The organism is Cyanobacterium aponinum PCC 10605 (assembly GCF_000317675.1).
Lineage (GTDB): Bacteria > Cyanobacteriota > Cyanobacteriia > Cyanobacteriales > Cyanobacteriaceae > PCC-10605.
Genome location: NC_019776.1, coordinates 3,978,283 through 3,996,577, shown reverse-complemented (window position 1 = coordinate 3,996,577; position 18,295 = coordinate 3,978,283). Strand labels below are relative to the sequence as shown.

Genomic DNA, 18,295 nt, shown 5'->3' with positions numbered 1-18,295 from the left:
CATCTTTGCCCTTTTTACTTTGCCTCTTGCCTTTTGTGCCACCACTCATCGATGAAAATTTACCCCAAACTCAAATTTCGTTATGTATAAAAGTTGAGCATTACAGCTACCAACCTTTTTGTCGCAAAACTTCTTTTTCAATTAGAGATTGAAAGCGGTTCAAACTTTCTACAAGATTTGCTTCCAACCAACGATCTATATTAACAGTTTTAAGTAAAGTACCAACCACTCCTCCGGGTAAATCAAAGGCAACGGTAAGACATAAACGACAGCCTTTATCCGTAGAAAAAAACTCGGCACAACCTCTGTTTTTTAGTCCAGAAACAGATTCCCAAGCGATCAACTTTTGAGGGACACGTTGAGTAATATGTGAAGTCCACTGAGTAAGCAAAGGAAATCCTAAACCAAATTTCCAGAGCGATAAATCATCAGAACCCTTTATAATCTCCACTTCCTTCACCAGAGGCATCAAACGAGGAACATTTTCAACTCTTTGCCAAAGATTATAAACTTCTTCTACCGAACAAGCTACATTGACCTCTACTATATGCTGGTGCATTTTTGTTTCATCCAAGTTTCAATTAATTAGAATGGAGGAAATACAGAATTTTTCGAAGAAAACAGTCTATTTTTGCTACTTTGCCAAGTGGAAATTATATTTAAAGCCTTTATCTGATAACGCTTTTAATTCTCAAAAGCAGACCCTAATTAAGATTTATATATCGATACCACTTGAGTTGGAGAAAAGAAATATTGAAAAATAAGGCGTTGAAAACTATAGTCAATAAAATTTTACTGTCAAAAAATAATTAATTTATAGAAAAAACCTATTTAAAATCAATTTAAATGCAGTTCGTTTCAATTATAAACACTTTTCTTGTTGCCTACCTACACCGATAATTTTATGCCGAACTGACGTGACATCACCTATTTACAATATGTCTATATTTATTTAAAAGTTTTCTAATACTAAAATTTATAGCTTTTCTATAGTAGTTATGATAAATTAATAGAAAATAAGAGCTTCAGATTATTATTACACAAGCAATAGATTAAAATTTTATCTTTTACTATTTAAGAATCCTGTGTTGCCTGTTACCTAACTTAACAAATAATTTACATGACTGGAAGTAATAGAGCCAAATTTATTTGTTTCAATACTCTTTATTAGATGATTTCAAACCCACTCAAAGCCTCTACATTTTGTCTGAAAGCAATTAAAGCATGATTCGATTGATACTCTGTCAAACCAGAAAAGATAGCCTCAGATAATTCTTGGGATACGATAGTTCTAATCTCAATATTAGTGTTATAACCTGCCATATCTCCTCTGCGACTTCCATGACGACCTGCACCCTGGGCTTGGCTTAAAGTATAGCCATTAACGCCCAAATCTTTTAGTAATTTAATAATAGGGTCTTGTAAAACGGTTTCACCGATCATAACAACCAGCACAGCCGTTTTTTTGGGCACTGATGAGGTTGACATAGACAACTCCTAAGATTTTTTCTTCAAAATTATACTTCTACAATAACTTAACAATCAGTTAGCAGGTAATTTTTCTTGTTTTTTTTAATAACAACAAATGCTGAAGTCGGAGTCGATTGTAACGTTGCACCCATAAACAAGGCAAATTAAAAGTTGTTCCCACGACTAAATTTAGTACAACTCCCCACCCAGATGTCCAGAGTATAGTCACCAACCAAAAAAACCAGATAGCTATATGAACATATTCTGCTCGACGGGTTTCAGCGACAAAACGAAACATTAGTGCATAGTTTCCACCACCTATAGAAGTTTTTTGGAAACCTCCAGGAAAAAAATTTCCTGCTTCTGGCAACCAATCTTTCCAATCCTTGATTCGTAAAACTTGCTCATACCATTTACGAGTTTCACCCCAAGGTCTTGGCTGAGTTAACCAAGTATCTATTTCTAAATGTTTTAGAGGAAGTTTATAACCAACAAAGCCGATTAAAAGTGACCAAGCGGCCCAACCTACTACGCAAAGAAGTAAAACTCTTCCATCATTTAAATTTAACAGCATTATTTAGCATAAGTACAATTATTTACTTTGTATCCGCGTGCTTATCTTTCTTCCTTTCCATTCTATTTGACCATGTTTGAGTTTTAAAATTGATTTTATAAACACTGCAAGAAAAAAAACAACTGGAATAGGGAAGAAAAAAGTGGTTAATCTAAAAGAACCAACGGGCTTTATAACTATCGCTAACTGTATAGCAAAGGCAAAATAAAGTACACCGTTATACAGTAGAGATTGATTTCCCACCATGGGTAAACCAAATAGGGATGCAGGAAAACACCAAGCCGCCCAAAACAATCCTGAAAGCCAAAGTAAAACAGCGAACATTCTTACCCAAGAAACCTCCCCCGCCGCAGTGGCAAAATTTTTGTCAAAACCATCAATAAGATTTTGTATGTTATCTGGATACATACGATAATTTAATTGCTCATAGCCAATGTATGCACTTACTGGAAGTCCTGAATTCTCATAGGCATGAGCCATGAACCAGTCCTCTACAACGTACTTGGCTACGACTTCATGGCTACCGACAAGTTCGTAGTTTTCTCTGCTAGTAGCCATAGCTGGACCAAAAGCCACACCTCCTCTTGCCCCCAGTTTAACAGACATTAAACCAACAAGATTAAATAGCATTGCTAACTGTTCGTAGGGACGTTCAGTGCGGTGATAAGGCTGGATGGAAACTAGACCTCCTAAGTGTTGAACTGTCGCCACTAATCTACGAAGTAAATCTTGTCCGGGTTCTGTATCAGCATCAAGAAATACAAGAATATCTCCTGATGAGTTATTGTAACCTGTTTTGAGAGCCCAATTTTTTCCTGTCCAACCCTTTGGCAAAAAATTATTTTGTATTACTTTTACACCTGTTTGTTGAGCGATGTTAGCAGTGTTATCGATGAACTGGTCATCAATAACGATAATTTCGTAAGGTTTGAAAGACTGATTGTTTAATGCGGTTAGTAAATGAGGAAGAGATTTTTCTTCATTTCTTGCTGGAATTAAGACTGATACTTTCGGTGAACCAATAACTGCAATGTCTGGAAGTCTTGGCAAATTCCACATTAATATCCAGCCTATTAGCCAACGAAATATCAAGGTCATGGACAGAATATCTAGATCCATAATCATAAATTAATTTCAAATAATTGTTAATATTTTAGTTTTTTTGTCAATCATTTATTTTTAGAAATAATTTTATTTCCTTACACAAAAGTTAAAGCTCATAGGGTTACAACATATTATGTAACAATAATTAGATAAAATTTAATTGATGAATAGCGGAATTATTTAATTATTTTTTATGTTAATCAGTGTGCAGAATCCCCTTGTTAAACAAGTTCGCAAACTACATAATAGTAAAGAAAGACATAGACAAAATTTGCATCTGTTAGAAGGCACTAATTTAATTTCTGTGGCATTGGAAGTCAGTTATCCCTTAGTCACGGTGTTAACTACTGAGTTATGGCAGAAAAAAAATCCTTTTTTATGGGAAAAATTACAGAGCCAAGGGGAAAGAGTTGAAACGGTTTCTGAAGAAGTGATGACGAAACTAGCAACTACCGTCAATCCTGATGGGGTGGTGGCAACCGCTAAACGGGATTCGGTGGTGTCTCATCCTCGGCAAAATTTACAATTGGGGTTAATTCTCGATCGCATCCAAGACCCCGGAAATTTAGGTACTATCATTCGTAGTAGCGTGGCCATGGGTGTAGATTTTATCTGGTTAAGTCGAGATTGTGTCGATCTGGATAATCCCAAAGTAATGAGAGCTTCGGTGGGAGAATGGTTTAAGATTAAGGCAAAGGTAGAAGATAATTTATCACTTTTAATTACCGAATATCAAGAAAAAGGTTATCAAATTATTGCCACTGATTTACAAGGAGATATAAAACCGTGGCAAGTTGATTTAACCGCTCCCACGATTATACTTATGGGAAATGAGTCCAGAGGATTATCGGCAAATTTAAAAAACTTAGCCACTCACAAGCTCAAAATTCCCTTATTTAATGATGTGGAATCCCTTAACGTTGGGATCGCATCTTCTCTGATCTTACATGAGAGAATGAGACAAATTGAAGTTCGGGGTTAGGGGATTAAGGGGTTAGGGAGAAGTTAATTCAACTCTGTTTTCTTGTCTTAATTGTTAACTTTTAATTGTTAATTGTCTTTATATTGTATCAATTGTCAACTATTATTTGACATTATCATCTAATCACCCTCTGAAATAATCATGACCAAATTTGCCAGTCACGCTAATCAAAAAATCTTAACGGCATTAGAACGCTTGATCGACATAGTAGCCAAGTTGCGATCGCCTCTAGGGGGATGTCCATGGGATTTAGCCCAAACTCAAGAATCTTTAATTCCCTACATTATTGAAGAAGCATACGAAGCAGTGGACGCTATTTACTCTCAAAATCAGGCAGAAATAGCGGAAGAATTGGGAGATTTACTATTACAGGTGGTTTTACAAGCACAAATTGCTCAAGAAAATGAATATTTCACCCTTGAAGATATTGCCGAGGGTATCAGTGAAAAACTAATTCGCCGTCATCCCCACGTTTTTGGTGATGTTGAGGTAGCAAGTGAAGAAGAAGTACATCATAACTGGGAAAAAATTAAGCAAGAAGAAAAACAAAAAACCCATGCTTTATTAAGTGAAAAACTCAAAACTTATGTGCGTAGTTTGCCTCCTCTGATGGCAACCTTAAAAATTTCTAAACAGGCGGCAAAAGCGGGATTTGAGTGGGAAAATGTAGAAGGAGTGTGGGATAAGTTTCAGGAAGAATTAAAAGAATTTCAAGAAGCTATTATTAAAGGTGATCTACAACACGCCGAAACGGAGCTAGGTGATTTATTATTTACAGTAGTTAACTTAGGGCGTTGGTATGGGATTGACCCCACTGTTGCCCTACAGGGAACAAATAATCGTTTTATTCAAAGGCTTTCCCTCATGGAACAAAAATGCGATCGCCCCTTGCAAGAATATTCTTTGACTGAATTAGAAGTTCTTTGGCAATCTGCCAAGAAACAATTATCTATTGACGAGTAATTAGTAGAAGTCAGAAGTTTTTAATTCTTAATTCTTAACTATTCACTATTGCCTATTGTCTTGTCTTAATTACTAATTACTAATTTTTAATTGCCTTTGTCCTGTGTTTTAATTAATTAATATTTATTATAAAAAAATGACAGATATAAAATTGCTAATTCTCGATATTGATGGCACGATTTCTGGAAAATCTAATCAGGTAACAGAAAAGGTAAAAAATGCCATTAAAGAAGCCCAAGGAAAAGGGGTAAAAGTTGGTTTAGCTACAGGGAGAATGTTTTGTTCTGCTTTAAGATTTCACCAAGAAATTAACGCTGACTTACCTATAATTGCTTATAATGGTGCTTGGATGCAAAGAGTTGATAATCAGGAAATACTTTTACATCAGCCTGTAAATAAAAACATTGCTCAGGAATTAATGCGATATTTTAGGGAAAAACAAATAGATAATGAATTGGAAATTCATCTTTATTATGATGATCAATTATATGTGGAAAATTTCTCAGAAAAAACAGATTTTTATGTTACTAGATCTGGAATTAATTTTAATGTAGTGGAAAAATTAGAAACTTTATTAAATAATCATCCCACAAAAGTTTTAGCACAAAGTCCTGATGCTGATTTTATCGGCAACCTTTTACAAGATTTACAAATTCGCTACTCCACAGATGAACTATATTTAACTCAATCTAATCCTATCTATTTAGAAGCAACTCAAGCGAATGTCAATAAAGGTTCAACAGTAAAATATCTTGTGGAAAAAATCTTAGGCTATAACCCTCAAGAAGTTATGGCAATTGGTGATAATTACAATGATTACACCATGTTGGATTATGTTGGCTTGGGTATTGCTATGGGGGATGCACCCCCAGAAATTAGGGCTATTGCGGCGGGGGTTACTCAAGATGTGGAAAATGATGGAGTTGCAGATGCGATCGCATCTTATATTTTATAGGAGTCCTTGATTAATAAGTGTTTTGGACTATCGCCTATTACTTACTCTCAAGAATACCACTGGTCAACCTCCAATTAACCTGAATTCAGCATACAGCAAATTTCATTTACTTAAACTACACTTTGCATTCTCCTTTGCGACTTTGCGAGAGATAAAAAATGTAGCTTATTGATTAAATAAAAAAGCGCTGTAAGAGAGAGTTTACCTGTGAGGAGTTTTTCTGTGAGTTCAAGGGTGCGATCACACGTTTTACTCAAGAAATTACTCCTTAATAACTTCATTTATAAGTAGAATCATGATCAAGATGTAAACTAAGCACTCTCAAATAATTACCATCTCTTAAAGCCGTTGCCCTATACTTTCTATTAATACGAAAACTATAAACATTTTCACCCTTATTTCCTTTTTTAGAATAAATTAACTCCCATTTCAACCCTTTACTTTTATAGAGACTATCCCAATCTATTTTAGTAATTTTCTTTAAAGTATTTATTACACTATAGGCATCTTCCTTACTCAAAGAAAATAAATCTTTTTGAAAAACAGGAGAGTTTAAATCAAGTAAAATATTAGCCATTTATGGATAGTTAAAATACTCCTTAATTATTATCATTATTACTATTGAAATGGGAAGATATAGAATTTTCTAACTCCGTTAAATCAGTGGATGTAGGTTGATTATTGCTAGCCCAATCCAAAGCCTCGTCAAGTTTGGTAGCATTATCTTTTTCCAGTAACCATTGTTCATTGTGAGGGATAAATGTACCAATTTTAATAGTCCAAATACCATATTCAGGATTATCAATCAAAACATTTTGACCGGCAAACTCTTTACCCAAAGAAATTTGTCCATTACTCCCGATCTTCTTTATTTGTGCCATAAGAATATAATAAAATTGTGCCTTATGAATTTTCTATTTTTAGGATAGCAGTTTTTATTCCTAACTCAAAAATTTACTCTATACCCAAGTGACTACCCACACTGAGGTTAATTATCTTGATTATCAGCAATAAATTTCGCCGCTAAAACTCCTCCAAAAAAACCAAATAGATGAGCTAACCATGAAATACGAGGGTCGGTTGGTAATACGCCCCATACCATTCCACCATATAAAAAAATAACAATCAAGGAAACGGCGATAGAAGGGATATTTTTTTGGAATAAGCCCCGAAACATCAAAAATCCTAAAAAACCGAAAATCACCCCACTAGCACCCACTGTAATAGAGTTAGGAGAAGCGAATAGCCAAACTCCTAACCCACTAATGATCATCGAGAAAAAAGTCACGATGAAAAAGTCACTGGTTTTTCGTAACATGGTTAAGAATCCTAGTATGACAAAAGGGAAAGTATTAGCGATTAAATGAGGTATATCTCCATGTAAAAAAGGGGCGAGAATGATACCTCTTAAGCCGATTAAACTCCTCGGCATAATTCCAAGAGAATCGAGGCGATCGCCGAAGAAAGTCAGATTTATAATTTCAATTAACCAGAAAATAATGACAAAAACGCCGAGGATAGTAAATTGGATTTTTATCTCCTTTGCCAATGCTTTTAAATTCTCATCGCTCATGAGTCTGATGTGTATGGAATAATTTTTTCCATTTTATAACGATCGAAGGCAACATCTCCATAATTTACTGTTTCCATTTCAATTACGGTAAAACCGCAACGGGTAAAAACAGGATAGGAAAAAAAACTAGCTTCCGTAAAAAATCTTTTTATTTGTCGGTTAACACCTATATTTAAAACATAATTTAGTAGTTTAGTACCATAACCTTGGCGAGTATAATCTGGATGAATATATAATGAGGCGATGTGTCCATTTTTGCGTAAACCACAGAAACCAACTATTTGTTGCTTAATCAATAGTAAATATGTATCAGGATCAAAAATAAAATATTGAAAACAGTTAAAATTATTAGGGGCGGCAGACCATGCTTCTACCTGTGCTGGAGAATATAAGCTAGGGGCAAGTTTTTGAACCGTATAACGGTATATTTGTTGGAGGGTGTCAAAATCTCTCTCTGTTGCCATTGAAAAACTCAATTCTTCCATTTTTTTGTTTAATTTTTTACTGTTATGAAACTTCACCAACAAGTAATCCAAGTCAAAACTAGCGGCAAGTGTTTACACAAAATAACCTCTCAGGTGAATGACGTGGTCATTAATTCAGGTATTAACACGGGTTTATGTACAGTTTTTATTCTTCATACTAGCGCAAGTTTAATTATTCAAGAAAATGCTGATCCTGATGTATTAGCTGATTTGAGTAGTTTTTTTAGTAAGTTAGTGTCTGAAAGTGCTGATTATCTCCATAGCGCCGAAGGTGTTGATGATATGCCCAGTCATATTCGCTCTGTCTTGACTAGCACTTCTGAGAATATCATTATTCATCAGGGGCGTTTATGGTTAGGTACTTGGCAAGGATTATATTTATGGGAACATAGAATGCGATCTCATCTTCGCCAAATTGCTATCCATATTCAAGGGGAATAATTTGAATTCAGGTTGCAGGTTGCAGGTTTAGGGGAGTAATAAGTAATTATCAACTATTCACTAATTGCTATTGCCTTGTCTTAATTACTAATTCCTAATTAATTATGTGGTATTATGAACCGAGTATCTTTTTGCGTAGTGGTTTAATTCAAACTCTCTATGTTGCCCTTTTTGCCCACAGAAATTGGCATAAAACCATCAAATATAGTGAGCCGAATTATCAAGAACATATATTCTATGGTGCGAATAATGTAGCCATTTATGGTTTAGTAGCAATTCCTCCCCATGCTCAAGGTACGATTATTGCTACCTATGGAGTTACAGGAAGTTTACAAGACCAATGGTTTTTAAAGATTTTGTCGGCTAAGGCATATGCTCAGAATTATGCGGTAGTTATGTTTGATTGGAGAGCCCATGGTAAAACCGCTTTGCTTTCTCCAACGTTAACCTCTGATGGCTTATATGAAGGACAAGATTTTCTGTGTATTGCCTCTGAAAGTAAAAAATTAGGTTGCCCTCCTCAATTTTGGTTTACAGGCTATTCTCTGGGGGGAAAATTAACGTTATGGGCATTATATGAAGCATCCCATCTGAGTAAGTATGAAGATTCTTTAGAGTTATCAGAAGAAGATATAGGAGGAGGTTGTGCTATTTGTCCGAGTTTAGATGCTTGGAAATCCTTAAATTATCTGGAAGCTCATCCCGTAGGTAGTAAATTAGAAAAGGCAATTACCCGTAATTTACGACAATTGGCAGAAAAGATATTTCAAGCTCATCCTCATCATTTTAATCAACAACAACTCGATCGAGTCAATAGTATAAAAGAGTTCGATCGAAATTTAGTTATTCCCCAATTAGGTATTGATAGCTTAGAGGAATATTATCGACTTAGTAGCCCTCTGGGAATCATGGCTCAAATCAAAAAACCGACCTTAATCTTATATGCTAAAGATGATCCCATGTTTGCCCCCTGTTTAATCGAAGAAGTTGTCAAAGTAAGCAAAAACAATCCTTGGATTGACCTAACTCTTACAAAATATGGCGGTCACGTCGGTTATATTAGTAGTAAAAACTGTCAAAAACAGTGGAATGATCAAGATAAATGGTGGGCATGGAATCGCTTTTTAGAATGGATTACCGATTCTCAGAAGAAAAAGAAAAAATAGAACCCTACTAAATGGAAAACACTGACTCCTAACTTCTGGATTCTTCCTTAACCACCACATCACAATTCAAATAAAATTTCTACATAGTTTATTCAAAATTAGGTAGAGACTTTTCTAAATTATTAATGATAGAATTATAGTCTTGATTATATTCAGGAATGATCGTTAAAATTTCTGCGACGCACTGAAAACTTTTTTGAGCATTAGTTATTTTTGCTAAGGATTTGAAAATATTTTTTTTCACCCATAAAGCACCACTGCTATTTGTATTAGGAAGCATAATCATTATTTTATTATTCCCAAAATAAGCACCTAAATCAGCAGGACGTTTTATTTCTTCTTGAATTAAATAACCGATTTTTGCTAAAATTCTTGTGTTAAATTCAGCTTCAAATCTTAATTTGAATAAAATTAATGAAAGAGGTTGCTTTTCCCTTGCTAGTCTTCTCCATTCATAATCTAAACAGTCAATAAAAGCTGAATAATTTGCCAAACCAGTTTGATCATCAAGAAGGGAATAAGATTGACATTTTTGCTGTGTTTCTAGTAACTTATCAAAGATAATTTTTCGCTCTATTGCTAAAGTTAAAATACTAATAATTTCATCAATTTGTTTAATTTGTTCTTCTTGCCATTTACGCTCATAATTATAGTCATAAATAGATAAAATTCCCCAAAGCTCAATATCTTCATTAACGGTTATAACTTGAGGTGTTTTGAGCTTAATAGGGAACAGTAATTCTGCTCTTTTTAAGGGATAAGTATCTTCTGTTAAATCATCACTGTCATGGGTAAAATAAGATTGTTGATTTTTCTTTATTTTTCCTATTAAAGAATCACTAATTTCATATAAGCTATTTTCTTGAAAGGAATCTTTTTTTTTTGAAATTAGCTCTGAACCATTGATAATATTTTCTAATTCACCACTAGAATTAAATTGACTAATAAATACTTGATCAACTTCTAAATCATGTTTGATTTTGGCAAGAATTGATAATACAAATGGATTAGGATCAATGGAAGAAAATAGTTGATTAAGGTCAATCATGGACAGTCATTTTCTATTATTAATTGGTGATTGCTGGAGAAATTTTATTACTGTTGTTATTATATAATAATCTGAGCTTATTTAAAATTAGAAATTAAATTATATTTACTTTTACCACAATGATTGTTACTACCACAGATAATATTCAGAATCAAGAAATATCTTCTTACTTAGGTGTTGTTACAGCAGAGGTAATTTATGGCACTAATGCTTTAAGGGACTTTTTTGCTGGGATTCGTGATATGTTTGGAGGGCGTACTGGTAGTTATGAAAAAGTTTTTGAAAAAGCCCAATTAGAAGCCATTGAAGAATTAAAAAAACGCGCAATTAAACTTAATGCGGATGCCGTTATTGGTATAAAGGTTGACACTGGAACAATTAATGTAGATCAAGAAGGTGTATTGTTATTAGTTACTGCTACTGGTACTGCGGTTAGTTTACAGTAGTAGTTATCGAGTGAAGTCGAGATGCTGAGTTTTGTTGATTGCAAGTCAGACAGAGGTGGGAATTTAGATAATGTCATCCTTACGCCAGTCATTAAAGAAATACTTCGGTTATGATAGCTTTAGGGAAGGACAAGAAGAAATTATCCAAAATGCCCTCAATAATCGTGATTTACTGATAATTATGCCTACTGGAGGCGGAAAATCCCTTTGTTTTCAACTTCCTGCTTTGCTGAAAAAAGGGGTGACAATTGTTATTTCTCCTCTGATTTCCTTAATGCAAGATCAGGTTATGTCGTTGCATGATAATGGTATTGGGGCAACTTTTATCAATAGCACCCTTGATTTTCAAGAAATTAAGCATCGGGAACAATTAATTCTTTCTGGTAAAATTAAATTACTCTATCTTGCTCCTGAAAGGCTTATTAGTGAGAAGTTTCAGTCATTTTTAAATACCGTTGCTAAGACTAATGCGATCGCATCTTTTGCTATTGATGAAGCTCATTGTATATCTGAGTGGGGCCATGATTTTCGTTTAGAATATCGACAATTAAGGCAATTACGTCAACGTTTTCCGCAAATACCAATTACAGCTTTAACTGCCACGGCAACCCCCAGAGTGCAACAGGATATTATTCAACAGTTACGGCTTCGTAATCCGATTATTCGTCGCTTTAGCTTCAATCGTCCTAATCTTTATTATGAAGTAAGACCACGGGAAAAACGCAACTATCACCAAATTTTGCAGTTAATCAATTCTTTAGAAGGTTCTGGTATTATTTATTGTTTAGCTCGTAAAACCACAGAAGATTTAGCCTATAGACTTCGTCAAGACAATATTTCTGCTCTCCCTTACCACGGTGGCTTAACCGATGAGATGCGATCGCACCATCAAGATTGTTTTATTCGAGATGATGCCCGTATAATGGTTGCTACCGTAGCCTTTGGCATGGGTATAAATAAACCTGATGTCCGTTTTGTCATCCACCACGATTTACCTCGTAACATTGAAAGTTACTATCAAGAGTCAGGACGAGCAGGCAGAGATGGAGAACCGGCAAAATGTATTCTGTTATATAATCCTAGCGATGAATATAAAATCAATTATTTTATCAAACAAAAAGAAAATATCAACGAACAAAAACAAGCAAGAGAACAACTAAAAAAAGTACAAGAATATGCAGAAACAAATTACTGTCGTAGAATAGTTCAATTAGGCTATTTTGGCGAAAAATATAAAGGGGATTGCGGAGGTTGTGATAACTGTTTAAATCCCAAAAAATTTGTTGATTGGACCATTGAAGCTCAAAAATTTTTATCCTGTGTTGCTCGAACGAGAGAAAAATTTGGCATGAACCATATTATCAACATTTTAAGAGGAGCAAAAAATCAGAAAATTTATCAATATGGACATCATTTATTATCCACTTATGGTATTGGAAAAGACCACACAACCAAAGAATGGCAATACTTAGGAAGATCTTTAGTTTATCAAGGCTTAGTAAGTCAAAGTAACGATGGTTATAAAATTTTAAAACTAAATAATGAAAGCTGGAAAATTTTACAACATAAAAGAAAAGTAAAAATAGCATTAAACAATGAGCAAAATAATAATTCTCAAGACTTAGATAATCCCAGAAAATTAGAAACAGAAATTTTACTATCCAGACTAAAAAAATTAAGAAAAAAATTGGCAGATGAAGAGAATATAGCCCCTTATGTTATTTTCGGCGATTCTACCTTAAAAGTCATGGCACAACTACAACCAATTTCCTTAGAGAGTTTAAGCAAAATATCTGGAGTTACAGAATATAAATTAAACAAATATGGAAACTATTTTCTCAGAGAAATTATTGCGTTTAATCATGAACAACCTGTAATAACTCCTTTACCTTCTCATACTCATATGAAAACATTACAATTCTATCAACAAGGCTTAACAGTAAGTGAAATAGCAAAAAAAAGAGGCTTAACAGAATCAACAATTATTAGCCATTTTTGTGAATTAATTGAATTGAATCAACCCGTCAATGTAAATGAATTTGTTAACCCCGAAAAACAGAAAAATATCAGTGAAGCCCTTAATAAAATAGGAGATAAATTTCTCAAACCCATTAGAGACTATTTAGGTAGCGAATATAGTTATGATGAAATCAAATTAGTTAAAGCTAAATTAGCTTCCTATAAAATTAAATAAAAGTTAAATTCTCATATATCTTGCCGCCGCCGTGCAAGTTTCCTGTATTTCTACTGCATATAAGTTAGGCATTCCCATCGATTCTAGTTTATTATATAGCCAAAGTGCGATCGCCTCGCTAGTGGGGTTTTCTAAGCCCAATGATTCATTGAGGTAGTAATGATCCAAATATTGATCTAAAATGGGTTGCACATAAGCCCTAATATCACCATAATCCATCACCATCCCTTGTTTAGTACCTTCGTTAATTAGGTGATTACTACGGACATAAATTCTTGCTTTCCAACTATGCCCGTGTAACCTTGCACATTTTCCGTCATGGTGAGGTAGTTTGTGAGCGGCTTCAAAGGTTATTTCTTTGTAAATAATCCATTCATCCATTTTAGTTAAGGGTAAGGGGTAGTCAATTCAATCGAAAGGAATACAGAGATTAGGGAAGATTTGTCTTAAGAGTCTAAACGAGAAAAATGTTGGGCAATGTCGCTACCAGTAAAATTTGCTACCCAACCTTCAGGATTATTAAAAAAGCGGATGGCAGTAAAATGGGGATTTTCCCCCATATCAAACCAATGACGAGTATTCGCAGGTACACTGATTAAATCTCCCCTAGTACATAGTACTTCAAACACTTGGTTATCAATATGAAGACTAAACAATCCTTTACCATCCACAAAAAATCTTACTTCATCTTCACTATGAGTGTGTTCATCTAAAAATTTTTGTCTAAATTCCGCCTTTTGGGGATGAGCTGAGGTTAAACTAACTACATCAACAGTTAAATAACCTTCCTCATCCATTAACTGTTTTACTTCCTGTTGATAGGCGTTTAATACTTCCTCTTGAGACACCCCAGAAGTTAAATTTTCGATGGTTTGCCACTGTTGAAAGCGCACTCCCACTTCTTCTAGTTTATGAGTAATTTTACTAACTCTATCCACTTCAGGAATACTATCACTATCAAAAATAGGTGTAGAGGGTTGATTATCTAAAAAGATTTTTAATGCTGTCATTTTCTGCCTTTAATCCTCATTATTTCTAATTCACACTTCATTAAATATTCTATCGCTTCTAAGTGGCGCAAGGCTGAAGCCATATCTTCCCCCCAAGTATATACCCCATGTCCTTTAATTAAATATCCCCAACAAGGCACATCAGTATTCAAATAATTAATCACTTCTTGAGCTAAATTGGCTATATCTTGAGTATTCTCAAAAATGGGAAATGCGATCGCATTTTCATGGGTGCTAATACCACTAAAAGCCTTCAATAATTCATAGCCTTCTAATTGCAAAATATTATTATTTGTTAATAAGCTAATGAGAGTGGTATTGAGAGAATGGGTGTGTAAAACTGCCCCAATAGTATCATTCCAACCATAAAGACTGGTGTGAAGTAAAGTCTCAGCTGATGGTTTTTGATTAGTTTGGGGTTTACCCTCAAAATCAACTATCATAATATCATCGGCGATTAACCTACCTTTATCTTTTCCAGAAACAGTAATAGCACAATAATTATTATCAAGTTTTTGCGAAAAATTACTGCTAGTGGCGGGAGTCCATCCCTGAGAATACAAATAGTTAGCAGTAGAAATAATAGATTGACAGGCTTGATCAAAGTCGAATTGAGAATAAACCATAGGTTAAAATTTGAAAAAGATAATTTAGCTAAAGGGAAAATAAATTTATGTCCATGGAAACATTAGAATTTATTATCTATCCTGACGGTAGAGTACAAGAAAAAGTCACAGGCATTATCGGAAAGTCTTGTCAGGAAGTAACCGAAGCCATTGAGGCACAATTAGGCAGGATTATCTCTCAGGAAAAAACGGGAGACTATTATCAGGAAAATTTAGAAACTACTAATCAATTTAATCATCATCAAACAAATAATTATAGTTGGTAATTTTAAGGTAGGGGTTGATTTTTTTTTCAACCTTTACTTTCAATTATTCTTAAATTTAATTATAGTGATTTATTTTGAGGAAAATCTAGTTTTAGAATATCATTAATTTGTGCTAGTAAAATGGGTAAATTTTCTGTTATAGTTTGCCAGACAATATCATAATTAATACCAAAATAAACGTGTACTAAACGATTTCTCATACCGATCATATCTTGCCAAGAAACATCTGGATGACGATTTTTTAATTCTGAAGAAATATGATTAGTCGCTTCGCCAATAATCTCTAATTCTTTTACCAAAGCTAAACTAAGCATTCTATCATTTTCTAACTCTTGTCTGGTTATACCTTTGATAAAATCTAATGCTTCTTGACAGGCATCAGCAATATGTTTTAGTCTAGTAAAATCATCTATTGCTGTCATATTGAATCACCGCTTCTTTGATAACTTTATCTCGAAAATAAGGACTTAATTCTTCTTTTGTTCTCAGGTCGATTTTTCGCCCATTAAATAATGTTGATAATACTCTTTCCATCTCTGATAATTTAAAGAATGTGGGAATATAATCGGCTTTAAATTCTACTAAAAAATCAATGTCACTATTTTCATTAAAATCATCTCTTAAAACTGAACCAAATAGAGATAATTTACTAATATGATAAACTTGACAAAATTTATCTAATTTTTTTCTTGGTATAGTTATCGGTAATGACAATAATTGATTATTCATAATTTATTTTTAATCAAGGTTTTTTGTGAAGATTTATCGAAAATAGTTATTTAATTATGTATTGCTATTTATTTGTAAACTTAACCCGTTTATACAAATCTGCCAAACTAATTTCTACCTCAATGGATTCTAAAGTTAACACATCCTCTTGACTCATTAATTCTGTTAATAACCATTGATTTTTACCTACTTTGCGATACAATTCAACCCGATAATCTTCTTGATCAATCAAAATATATTCTTTTAATTCAGGAATAGTGCGATAAAAGGCAAATTTTTGATTTTTGTCAAATCCCTCTGTTGAATTTGATAAAATTTCTGCAATCAAGCAAGGATTCGTCACCGCCGTTTGTTTCTCATTAGTAAATCTTGGCTCACCTTTGATTACCATAACATCAGGATAAAAATAATTCTCACCATCAGGAGCTAATAATTTCATATCACTCACAAAAATCTCGTAACTTTGATTATTGATTTCTAAGGGTAATAAACGGCTAAAATTAACCGCTAAACGATTATGATTAGCTGAAGCACCTGCCATTTTAATGATTTCTCCTTCGATAAATTCGTTTTTCTCCTTGCTGATTTCTTCTTGTGCTAGATATTCTTCAACGGTGATGGGAGATGTCTTAGACGTAGTCGCACCTTTGGTGATTGCCGTTACCATGTTAAACCTCGACTTTCGCTACTGGTATATTAATCAATTATCTTCTCTTTTTCGCTTCAATTATAACTAATCACACACTGTTCAAAAGAAGGTCTTTACAACCCTGATTTTTTGTTAAACTTAATGAATATAATTTTCATCTTGTCCGATTTAATCAAATTTAGTCATAAAAAACTATGTCTCACTTTAGCAGTATAAAGACTCAAATTCGGAATCTGGAATCATTACAAGCCTCTTTAAATAATTTGGGTATTGAGTGGAAAAATGGTCCTTCCACCGTCAGAGGTTATCAAGGACAAACTACCCAAGCCCAAATAGTTATTGAACAAGAGAATAACTATGATATTGGTTTTGCTTGGAATGGTCAAGAGTATGAGTTAGTCGCTGATTTACAATACTGGCAACAGCCTTGGACTGTTGATGGTTTTTTACAGCGTGTTACTCAAGGTTATGCTTTGCATACAGTCCTTCAAGAGTCTTCTAAACAGGGCTTTTCTGTCACTGAACAACAAAAAAATAACGATGGTTCAATTCGTTTAGTTGTTCAGCGTTGGAGTTAATCCCTTTTCTCTTTTCTACTGAAATTTGGGCTAATCATCCCGATTTCTGCTTGTTATATAACTTGAATACTCACCAATGATTGCGATAGACAAGGTTTAGATACGGATTTCCCATTCTACTACCTTGTTTATCCCAAAACCATTATATAGACAAACGATTATTATTAGCATTGACAGTTTAATTTTTTTTATTATGTTAGATCAAGGGGATCGAGAATCAAAAACAGGTTTTGAACCAGAATTAGGAGGCATTTGGCGAGATAATCCCGATAGAAGTGGTTTTGAGCCAGAGTTAGGAGGCATTGACAGAGAAAAAGGTGTTTATGTGGATGAGGTGACTTGCATCGGTTGTAAAAATTGTGTTCATGTCGCTCCCAATACTTTTTATATTGAAAATGATTATGGGCGTTCTAGGGTGTATAATCAGGATGGAGATACAGAGGAAATCGTTCAAGAAGCGATCGACACTTGCCCTGTGGACTGTATTCACTGGCTAGACTACACAGAAATTAGAAAAAAAGAAGAAGAAAGAAAATATCAAGAAATACGTCCTTTAGGTTATCCCCAAGTCAATAAGTCGGGAAAAAACACGAAAAAGAATAAATCAAAAGTTAATAAATAAGTAAGTCAAAAGTTAATCATTCACATATTGGAGGAAAAATCATGGCTGATCAAAAATCATCATTTCAATTACCCTGTGTTGCCCTTAGTCTATTAACTCCCCCTATGGTTTTAGGGCAAATGTTGGGAAATAATTTGATGAGTTTGTTAGTGGATATGGGAAAAGCTAGTGAAGAAATTTTCCGAGGTGAGAGATTACCTATCTTAAAAAATAATAACTAACGTCACGTAATTTATTAAGTTAGTTTTCTGCATTGCTGATTTTAGATATGATTTCTCATTTAAGTGCGGGTAGGAGCAATGGTCAATAGTGATAATATTTTGATGTCTCAATTTTTGACATAATTTCATTACATTTCATATCATGATTAAGCAACGCCCAGTTTTTTTATTAACTGATGTTACGCAAAAAGAT

Annotated in this window: 26 protein-coding genes; 11 read left to right on the top strand and 15 right to left on the bottom strand. The window is 33.9% G+C overall.

What is annotated here, in order from left to right:
- Nucleotides 1-106: 106 nt before the first annotated feature.
- The 4 genes from CYAN10605_RS16790 to CYAN10605_RS16775 all read right to left on the bottom strand — a co-directional run bounded on the left by CYAN10605_RS16790 (nucleotide 107) and on the right by CYAN10605_RS16775 (nucleotide 3,163).
- Nucleotides 107-559: an SRPBCC family protein gene (locus CYAN10605_RS16790; protein WP_015221141.1), complete on the bottom strand. Its 453-nt coding sequence runs from the start codon at nucleotides 557-559 to the stop codon at nucleotides 107-109.
- A gap of 608 nt (nucleotides 560-1,167) precedes the next feature.
- Nucleotides 1,168-1,488 carry a P-II family nitrogen regulator gene (locus tag CYAN10605_RS16785; RefSeq protein ID WP_015221140.1) on the bottom strand — a complete coding sequence of 107 codons (321 nt, stop codon included), beginning with the start codon at nucleotides 1,486-1,488 and terminating at the stop codon, nucleotides 1,168-1,170.
- Between the two features lie 58 nt (nucleotides 1,489-1,546).
- Nucleotides 1,547-2,044 (bottom strand): glycosyl-4,4'-diaponeurosporenoate acyltransferase CrtO family protein, encoded by a 498-nt coding sequence (locus CYAN10605_RS16780; RefSeq protein ID WP_015221139.1) that lies wholly within the window; start codon nucleotides 2,042-2,044, stop codon nucleotides 1,547-1,549.
- A gap of 18 nt (nucleotides 2,045-2,062) precedes the next feature.
- Nucleotides 2,063-3,163, bottom strand: coding sequence for a glycosyltransferase family 2 protein (locus CYAN10605_RS16775; RefSeq protein ID WP_041922984.1), 1,101 nt, complete (start codon nucleotides 3,161-3,163; stop codon nucleotides 2,063-2,065).
- 178 nt (nucleotides 3,164-3,341) lie between these two features.
- Here CYAN10605_RS16775 and CYAN10605_RS16770 point away from each other — a divergent pair, with 178 nt between their 5' ends.
- The 3 genes from CYAN10605_RS16770 to CYAN10605_RS16760 all read left to right on the top strand — a co-directional run bounded on the left by CYAN10605_RS16770 (nucleotide 3,342) and on the right by CYAN10605_RS16760 (nucleotide 6,048).
- A complete protein-coding gene (locus CYAN10605_RS16770; RefSeq protein WP_015221137.1) occupies nucleotides 3,342-4,130 on the top strand; it encodes a TrmH family RNA methyltransferase in 789 nt (262 codons plus the stop codon).
- Between the two features lie 141 nt (nucleotides 4,131-4,271).
- Complete coding sequence (gene mazG / locus CYAN10605_RS16765) at nucleotides 4,272-5,093, top strand: nucleoside triphosphate pyrophosphohydrolase (RefSeq protein WP_015221136.1); 822 nt, start codon at nucleotides 4,272-4,274, stop codon at nucleotides 5,091-5,093.
- A 136-nt stretch (nucleotides 5,094-5,229) separates the two neighbouring features.
- Nucleotides 5,230-6,048, top strand: a complete 819-nt coding sequence (locus CYAN10605_RS16760; RefSeq protein ID WP_015221135.1) for a Cof-type HAD-IIB family hydrolase — start codon at nucleotides 5,230-5,232, stop codon at nucleotides 6,046-6,048.
- Nucleotides 6,049-6,325: 277 nt separating this feature from the next.
- Here the strand turns inward: CYAN10605_RS16760 and CYAN10605_RS16755 are convergent, their stop codons facing one another.
- The 4 genes from CYAN10605_RS16755 to CYAN10605_RS16740 form a co-directional block, all read right to left on the bottom strand.
- Nucleotides 6,326-6,625 carry a hypothetical protein gene (locus CYAN10605_RS16755; protein WP_015221134.1) on the bottom strand — a complete coding sequence of 100 codons (300 nt, stop codon included), beginning with the start codon at nucleotides 6,623-6,625 and terminating at the stop codon, nucleotides 6,326-6,328.
- Between the two features lie 22 nt (nucleotides 6,626-6,647).
- Entirely contained in the window at nucleotides 6,648-6,929 is a 282-nt protein-coding gene (locus CYAN10605_RS16750) for a hypothetical protein (RefSeq protein ID WP_015221133.1), read from the bottom strand.
- 107 nt (nucleotides 6,930-7,036) lie between these two features.
- Nucleotides 7,037-7,621, bottom strand: a complete 585-nt coding sequence (locus tag CYAN10605_RS16745) for a rhomboid family intramembrane serine protease (RefSeq protein ID WP_015221132.1) — start codon at nucleotides 7,619-7,621, stop codon at nucleotides 7,037-7,039.
- The gene (locus CYAN10605_RS16740; protein WP_015221131.1) at nucleotides 7,618-8,106 is read right to left on the bottom strand and encodes a GNAT family N-acetyltransferase; all 489 of its coding nucleotides are present in this window, start codon (nucleotides 8,104-8,106) and stop codon (nucleotides 7,618-7,620) included. The genes CYAN10605_RS16745 and CYAN10605_RS16740 overlap by 4 nt, the downstream gene beginning before the upstream one ends.
- Before the next feature lie 24 nt (nucleotides 8,107-8,130).
- Here CYAN10605_RS16740 and CYAN10605_RS16735 point away from each other — a divergent pair, with 24 nt between their 5' ends.
- Both CYAN10605_RS16735 and CYAN10605_RS16730 read left to right on the top strand, forming a co-directional pair.
- The gene (locus CYAN10605_RS16735; RefSeq protein WP_015221130.1) at nucleotides 8,131-8,547 is read left to right on the top strand and encodes a secondary thiamine-phosphate synthase enzyme YjbQ; all 417 of its coding nucleotides are present in this window, start codon (nucleotides 8,131-8,133) and stop codon (nucleotides 8,545-8,547) included.
- 104 nt (nucleotides 8,548-8,651) lie between these two features.
- Nucleotides 8,652-9,713 (top strand): YheT family hydrolase, encoded by a 1,062-nt coding sequence (locus CYAN10605_RS16730; RefSeq protein WP_015221129.1) that lies wholly within the window; start codon nucleotides 8,652-8,654, stop codon nucleotides 9,711-9,713.
- An 88-nt stretch (nucleotides 9,714-9,801) separates the two neighbouring features.
- Here the strand turns inward: CYAN10605_RS16730 and CYAN10605_RS16725 are convergent, their stop codons facing one another.
- Nucleotides 9,802-10,761, bottom strand: coding sequence for a GGDEF domain-containing protein (locus tag CYAN10605_RS16725; RefSeq protein ID WP_015221128.1), 960 nt, complete (start codon nucleotides 10,759-10,761; stop codon nucleotides 9,802-9,804).
- A 119-nt stretch (nucleotides 10,762-10,880) separates the two neighbouring features.
- Between CYAN10605_RS16725 and CYAN10605_RS16720 the strand changes: the two genes are divergently transcribed.
- Nucleotides 10,881-11,207: a YbjQ family protein gene (locus tag CYAN10605_RS16720; RefSeq protein WP_015221127.1), complete on the top strand. Its 327-nt coding sequence runs from the start codon at nucleotides 10,881-10,883 to the stop codon at nucleotides 11,205-11,207.
- A gap of 70 nt (nucleotides 11,208-11,277) precedes the next feature.
- Nucleotides 11,278-13,401: a DNA helicase RecQ gene (recQ, locus tag CYAN10605_RS16715; protein WP_015221126.1), complete on the top strand. Its 2,124-nt coding sequence runs from the start codon at nucleotides 11,278-11,280 to the stop codon at nucleotides 13,399-13,401.
- 3 nt (nucleotides 13,402-13,404) lie between these two features.
- Here the strand turns inward: recQ and queD are convergent, their stop codons facing one another.
- From queD to CYAN10605_RS16700, 3 genes are all read right to left on the bottom strand, one after another.
- Nucleotides 13,405-13,782 carry a 6-carboxytetrahydropterin synthase QueD gene (gene queD / locus CYAN10605_RS16710; protein ID WP_015221125.1) on the bottom strand — a complete coding sequence of 126 codons (378 nt, stop codon included), beginning with the start codon at nucleotides 13,780-13,782 and terminating at the stop codon, nucleotides 13,405-13,407.
- A 65-nt stretch (nucleotides 13,783-13,847) separates the two neighbouring features.
- A complete protein-coding gene (locus CYAN10605_RS16705) occupies nucleotides 13,848-14,411 on the bottom strand; it encodes a 1,2-dihydroxy-3-keto-5-methylthiopentene dioxygenase (RefSeq protein WP_015221124.1) in 564 nt (187 codons plus the stop codon).
- Nucleotides 14,408-15,037: a methylthioribulose 1-phosphate dehydratase gene (locus CYAN10605_RS16700; RefSeq protein WP_015221123.1), complete on the bottom strand. Its 630-nt coding sequence runs from the start codon at nucleotides 15,035-15,037 to the stop codon at nucleotides 14,408-14,410. The genes CYAN10605_RS16705 and CYAN10605_RS16700 overlap by 4 nt, the downstream gene beginning before the upstream one ends.
- Nucleotides 15,038-15,084: 47 nt before the next feature.
- Here CYAN10605_RS16700 and CYAN10605_RS16695 point away from each other — a divergent pair, with 47 nt between their 5' ends.
- Nucleotides 15,085-15,303 (top strand): DUF2997 domain-containing protein, encoded by a 219-nt coding sequence (locus CYAN10605_RS16695; RefSeq protein WP_041922565.1) that lies wholly within the window; start codon nucleotides 15,085-15,087, stop codon nucleotides 15,301-15,303.
- Nucleotides 15,304-15,362: 59 nt separating this feature from the next.
- Here the strand turns inward: CYAN10605_RS16695 and CYAN10605_RS16690 are convergent, their stop codons facing one another.
- The 3 genes from CYAN10605_RS16690 to CYAN10605_RS16680 form a co-directional block, all read right to left on the bottom strand.
- Nucleotides 15,363-15,725: a HepT-like ribonuclease domain-containing protein gene (locus CYAN10605_RS16690; RefSeq protein WP_015221121.1), complete on the bottom strand. Its 363-nt coding sequence runs from the start codon at nucleotides 15,723-15,725 to the stop codon at nucleotides 15,363-15,365.
- Nucleotides 15,709-16,032, bottom strand: coding sequence for a nucleotidyltransferase family protein (locus CYAN10605_RS16685; RefSeq protein WP_015221120.1), 324 nt, complete (start codon nucleotides 16,030-16,032; stop codon nucleotides 15,709-15,711). Before CYAN10605_RS16685 ends, CYAN10605_RS16690 begins: the two co-directional genes overlap by 17 nt.
- Before the next feature lie 64 nt (nucleotides 16,033-16,096).
- The gene (locus CYAN10605_RS16680; protein WP_015221119.1) at nucleotides 16,097-16,699 is read right to left on the bottom strand and encodes a Uma2 family endonuclease; all 603 of its coding nucleotides are present in this window, start codon (nucleotides 16,697-16,699) and stop codon (nucleotides 16,097-16,099) included.
- A 176-nt stretch (nucleotides 16,700-16,875) separates the two neighbouring features.
- On the opposite strand from CYAN10605_RS16680, the gene CYAN10605_RS16675 reads away from it, so the two are divergent.
- From CYAN10605_RS16675 to CYAN10605_RS16665, 3 genes are all read left to right on the top strand, one after another.
- Entirely contained in the window at nucleotides 16,876-17,259 is a 384-nt protein-coding gene (locus CYAN10605_RS16675; RefSeq protein ID WP_015221118.1) for a DUF1257 domain-containing protein, read from the top strand.
- Nucleotides 17,260-17,452: 193 nt separating this feature from the next.
- A complete protein-coding gene (locus CYAN10605_RS16670; RefSeq protein WP_015221117.1) occupies nucleotides 17,453-17,881 on the top strand; it encodes a ferredoxin in 429 nt (142 codons plus the stop codon).
- A 41-nt stretch (nucleotides 17,882-17,922) separates the two neighbouring features.
- A complete protein-coding gene (locus CYAN10605_RS16665; RefSeq protein ID WP_015221116.1) occupies nucleotides 17,923-18,102 on the top strand; it encodes a hypothetical protein in 180 nt (59 codons plus the stop codon).
- The last annotated feature ends 193 nt before the right edge of the window (nucleotides 18,103-18,295 follow it).

Coding starts and splice junctions, on each gene's coding strand:
- CYAN10605_RS16705 (WP_015221124.1), bottom strand. CDS start 14,411: ATGACAGCATTAAAAATCTTTTTAGATAATCAACCCTCTACACCTATT.
- CYAN10605_RS16780 (WP_015221139.1), bottom strand. CDS start 2,044: ATGCTGTTAAATTTAAATGATGGAAGAGTTTTACTTCTTTGCGTAGTA.
- CYAN10605_RS16700 (WP_015221123.1), bottom strand. CDS start 15,037: ATGGTTTATTCTCAATTCGACTTTGATCAAGCCTGTCAATCTATTATT.
- CYAN10605_RS16670 (WP_015221117.1), top strand. CDS start 17,453: ATGTTAGATCAAGGGGATCGAGAATCAAAAACAGGTTTTGAACCAGAA.
- CYAN10605_RS16680 (WP_015221119.1), bottom strand. CDS start 16,699: ATGGTAACGGCAATCACCAAAGGTGCGACTACGTCTAAGACATCTCCC.
- queD (WP_015221125.1), bottom strand. CDS start 13,782: ATGGATGAATGGATTATTTACAAAGAAATAACCTTTGAAGCCGCTCAC.
- CYAN10605_RS16775 (WP_041922984.1), bottom strand. CDS start 3,163: ATGGATCTAGATATTCTGTCCATGACCTTGATATTTCGTTGGCTAATA.
- CYAN10605_RS16690 (WP_015221121.1), bottom strand. CDS start 15,725: ATGACAGCAATAGATGATTTTACTAGACTAAAACATATTGCTGATGCC.
- CYAN10605_RS16770 (WP_015221137.1), top strand. CDS start 3,342: ATGTTAATCAGTGTGCAGAATCCCCTTGTTAAACAAGTTCGCAAACTA.
- CYAN10605_RS16725 (WP_015221128.1), bottom strand. CDS start 10,761: ATGATTGACCTTAATCAACTATTTTCTTCCATTGATCCTAATCCATTT.
- CYAN10605_RS16695 (WP_041922565.1), top strand. CDS start 15,085: ATGTCCATGGAAACATTAGAATTTATTATCTATCCTGACGGTAGAGTA.
- CYAN10605_RS16790 (WP_015221141.1), bottom strand. CDS start 559: ATGCACCAGCATATAGTAGAGGTCAATGTAGCTTGTTCGGTAGAAGAA.
- recQ (WP_015221126.1), top strand. CDS start 11,278: ATGTCATCCTTACGCCAGTCATTAAAGAAATACTTCGGTTATGATAGC.
- CYAN10605_RS16740 (WP_015221131.1), bottom strand. CDS start 8,106: ATGGAAGAATTGAGTTTTTCAATGGCAACAGAGAGAGATTTTGACACC.
- CYAN10605_RS16665 (WP_015221116.1), top strand. CDS start 17,923: ATGGCTGATCAAAAATCATCATTTCAATTACCCTGTGTTGCCCTTAGT.
- CYAN10605_RS16735 (WP_015221130.1), top strand. CDS start 8,131: ATGAAACTTCACCAACAAGTAATCCAAGTCAAAACTAGCGGCAAGTGT.
- CYAN10605_RS16785 (WP_015221140.1), bottom strand. CDS start 1,488: ATGTCAACCTCATCAGTGCCCAAAAAAACGGCTGTGCTGGTTGTTATG.
- CYAN10605_RS16750 (WP_015221133.1), bottom strand. CDS start 6,929: ATGGCACAAATAAAGAAGATCGGGAGTAATGGACAAATTTCTTTGGGT.
- CYAN10605_RS16755 (WP_015221134.1), bottom strand. CDS start 6,625: ATGGCTAATATTTTACTTGATTTAAACTCTCCTGTTTTTCAAAAAGAT.
- CYAN10605_RS16745 (WP_015221132.1), bottom strand. CDS start 7,621: ATGAGCGATGAGAATTTAAAAGCATTGGCAAAGGAGATAAAAATCCAA.
- mazG (WP_015221136.1), top strand. CDS start 4,272: ATGACCAAATTTGCCAGTCACGCTAATCAAAAAATCTTAACGGCATTA.
- CYAN10605_RS16675 (WP_015221118.1), top strand. CDS start 16,876: ATGTCTCACTTTAGCAGTATAAAGACTCAAATTCGGAATCTGGAATCA.
- CYAN10605_RS16685 (WP_015221120.1), bottom strand. CDS start 16,032: ATGAATAATCAATTATTGTCATTACCGATAACTATACCAAGAAAAAAA.
- CYAN10605_RS16760 (WP_015221135.1), top strand. CDS start 5,230: ATGACAGATATAAAATTGCTAATTCTCGATATTGATGGCACGATTTCT.
- CYAN10605_RS16730 (WP_015221129.1), top strand. CDS start 8,652: ATGTGGTATTATGAACCGAGTATCTTTTTGCGTAGTGGTTTAATTCAA.
- CYAN10605_RS16720 (WP_015221127.1), top strand. CDS start 10,881: ATGATTGTTACTACCACAGATAATATTCAGAATCAAGAAATATCTTCT.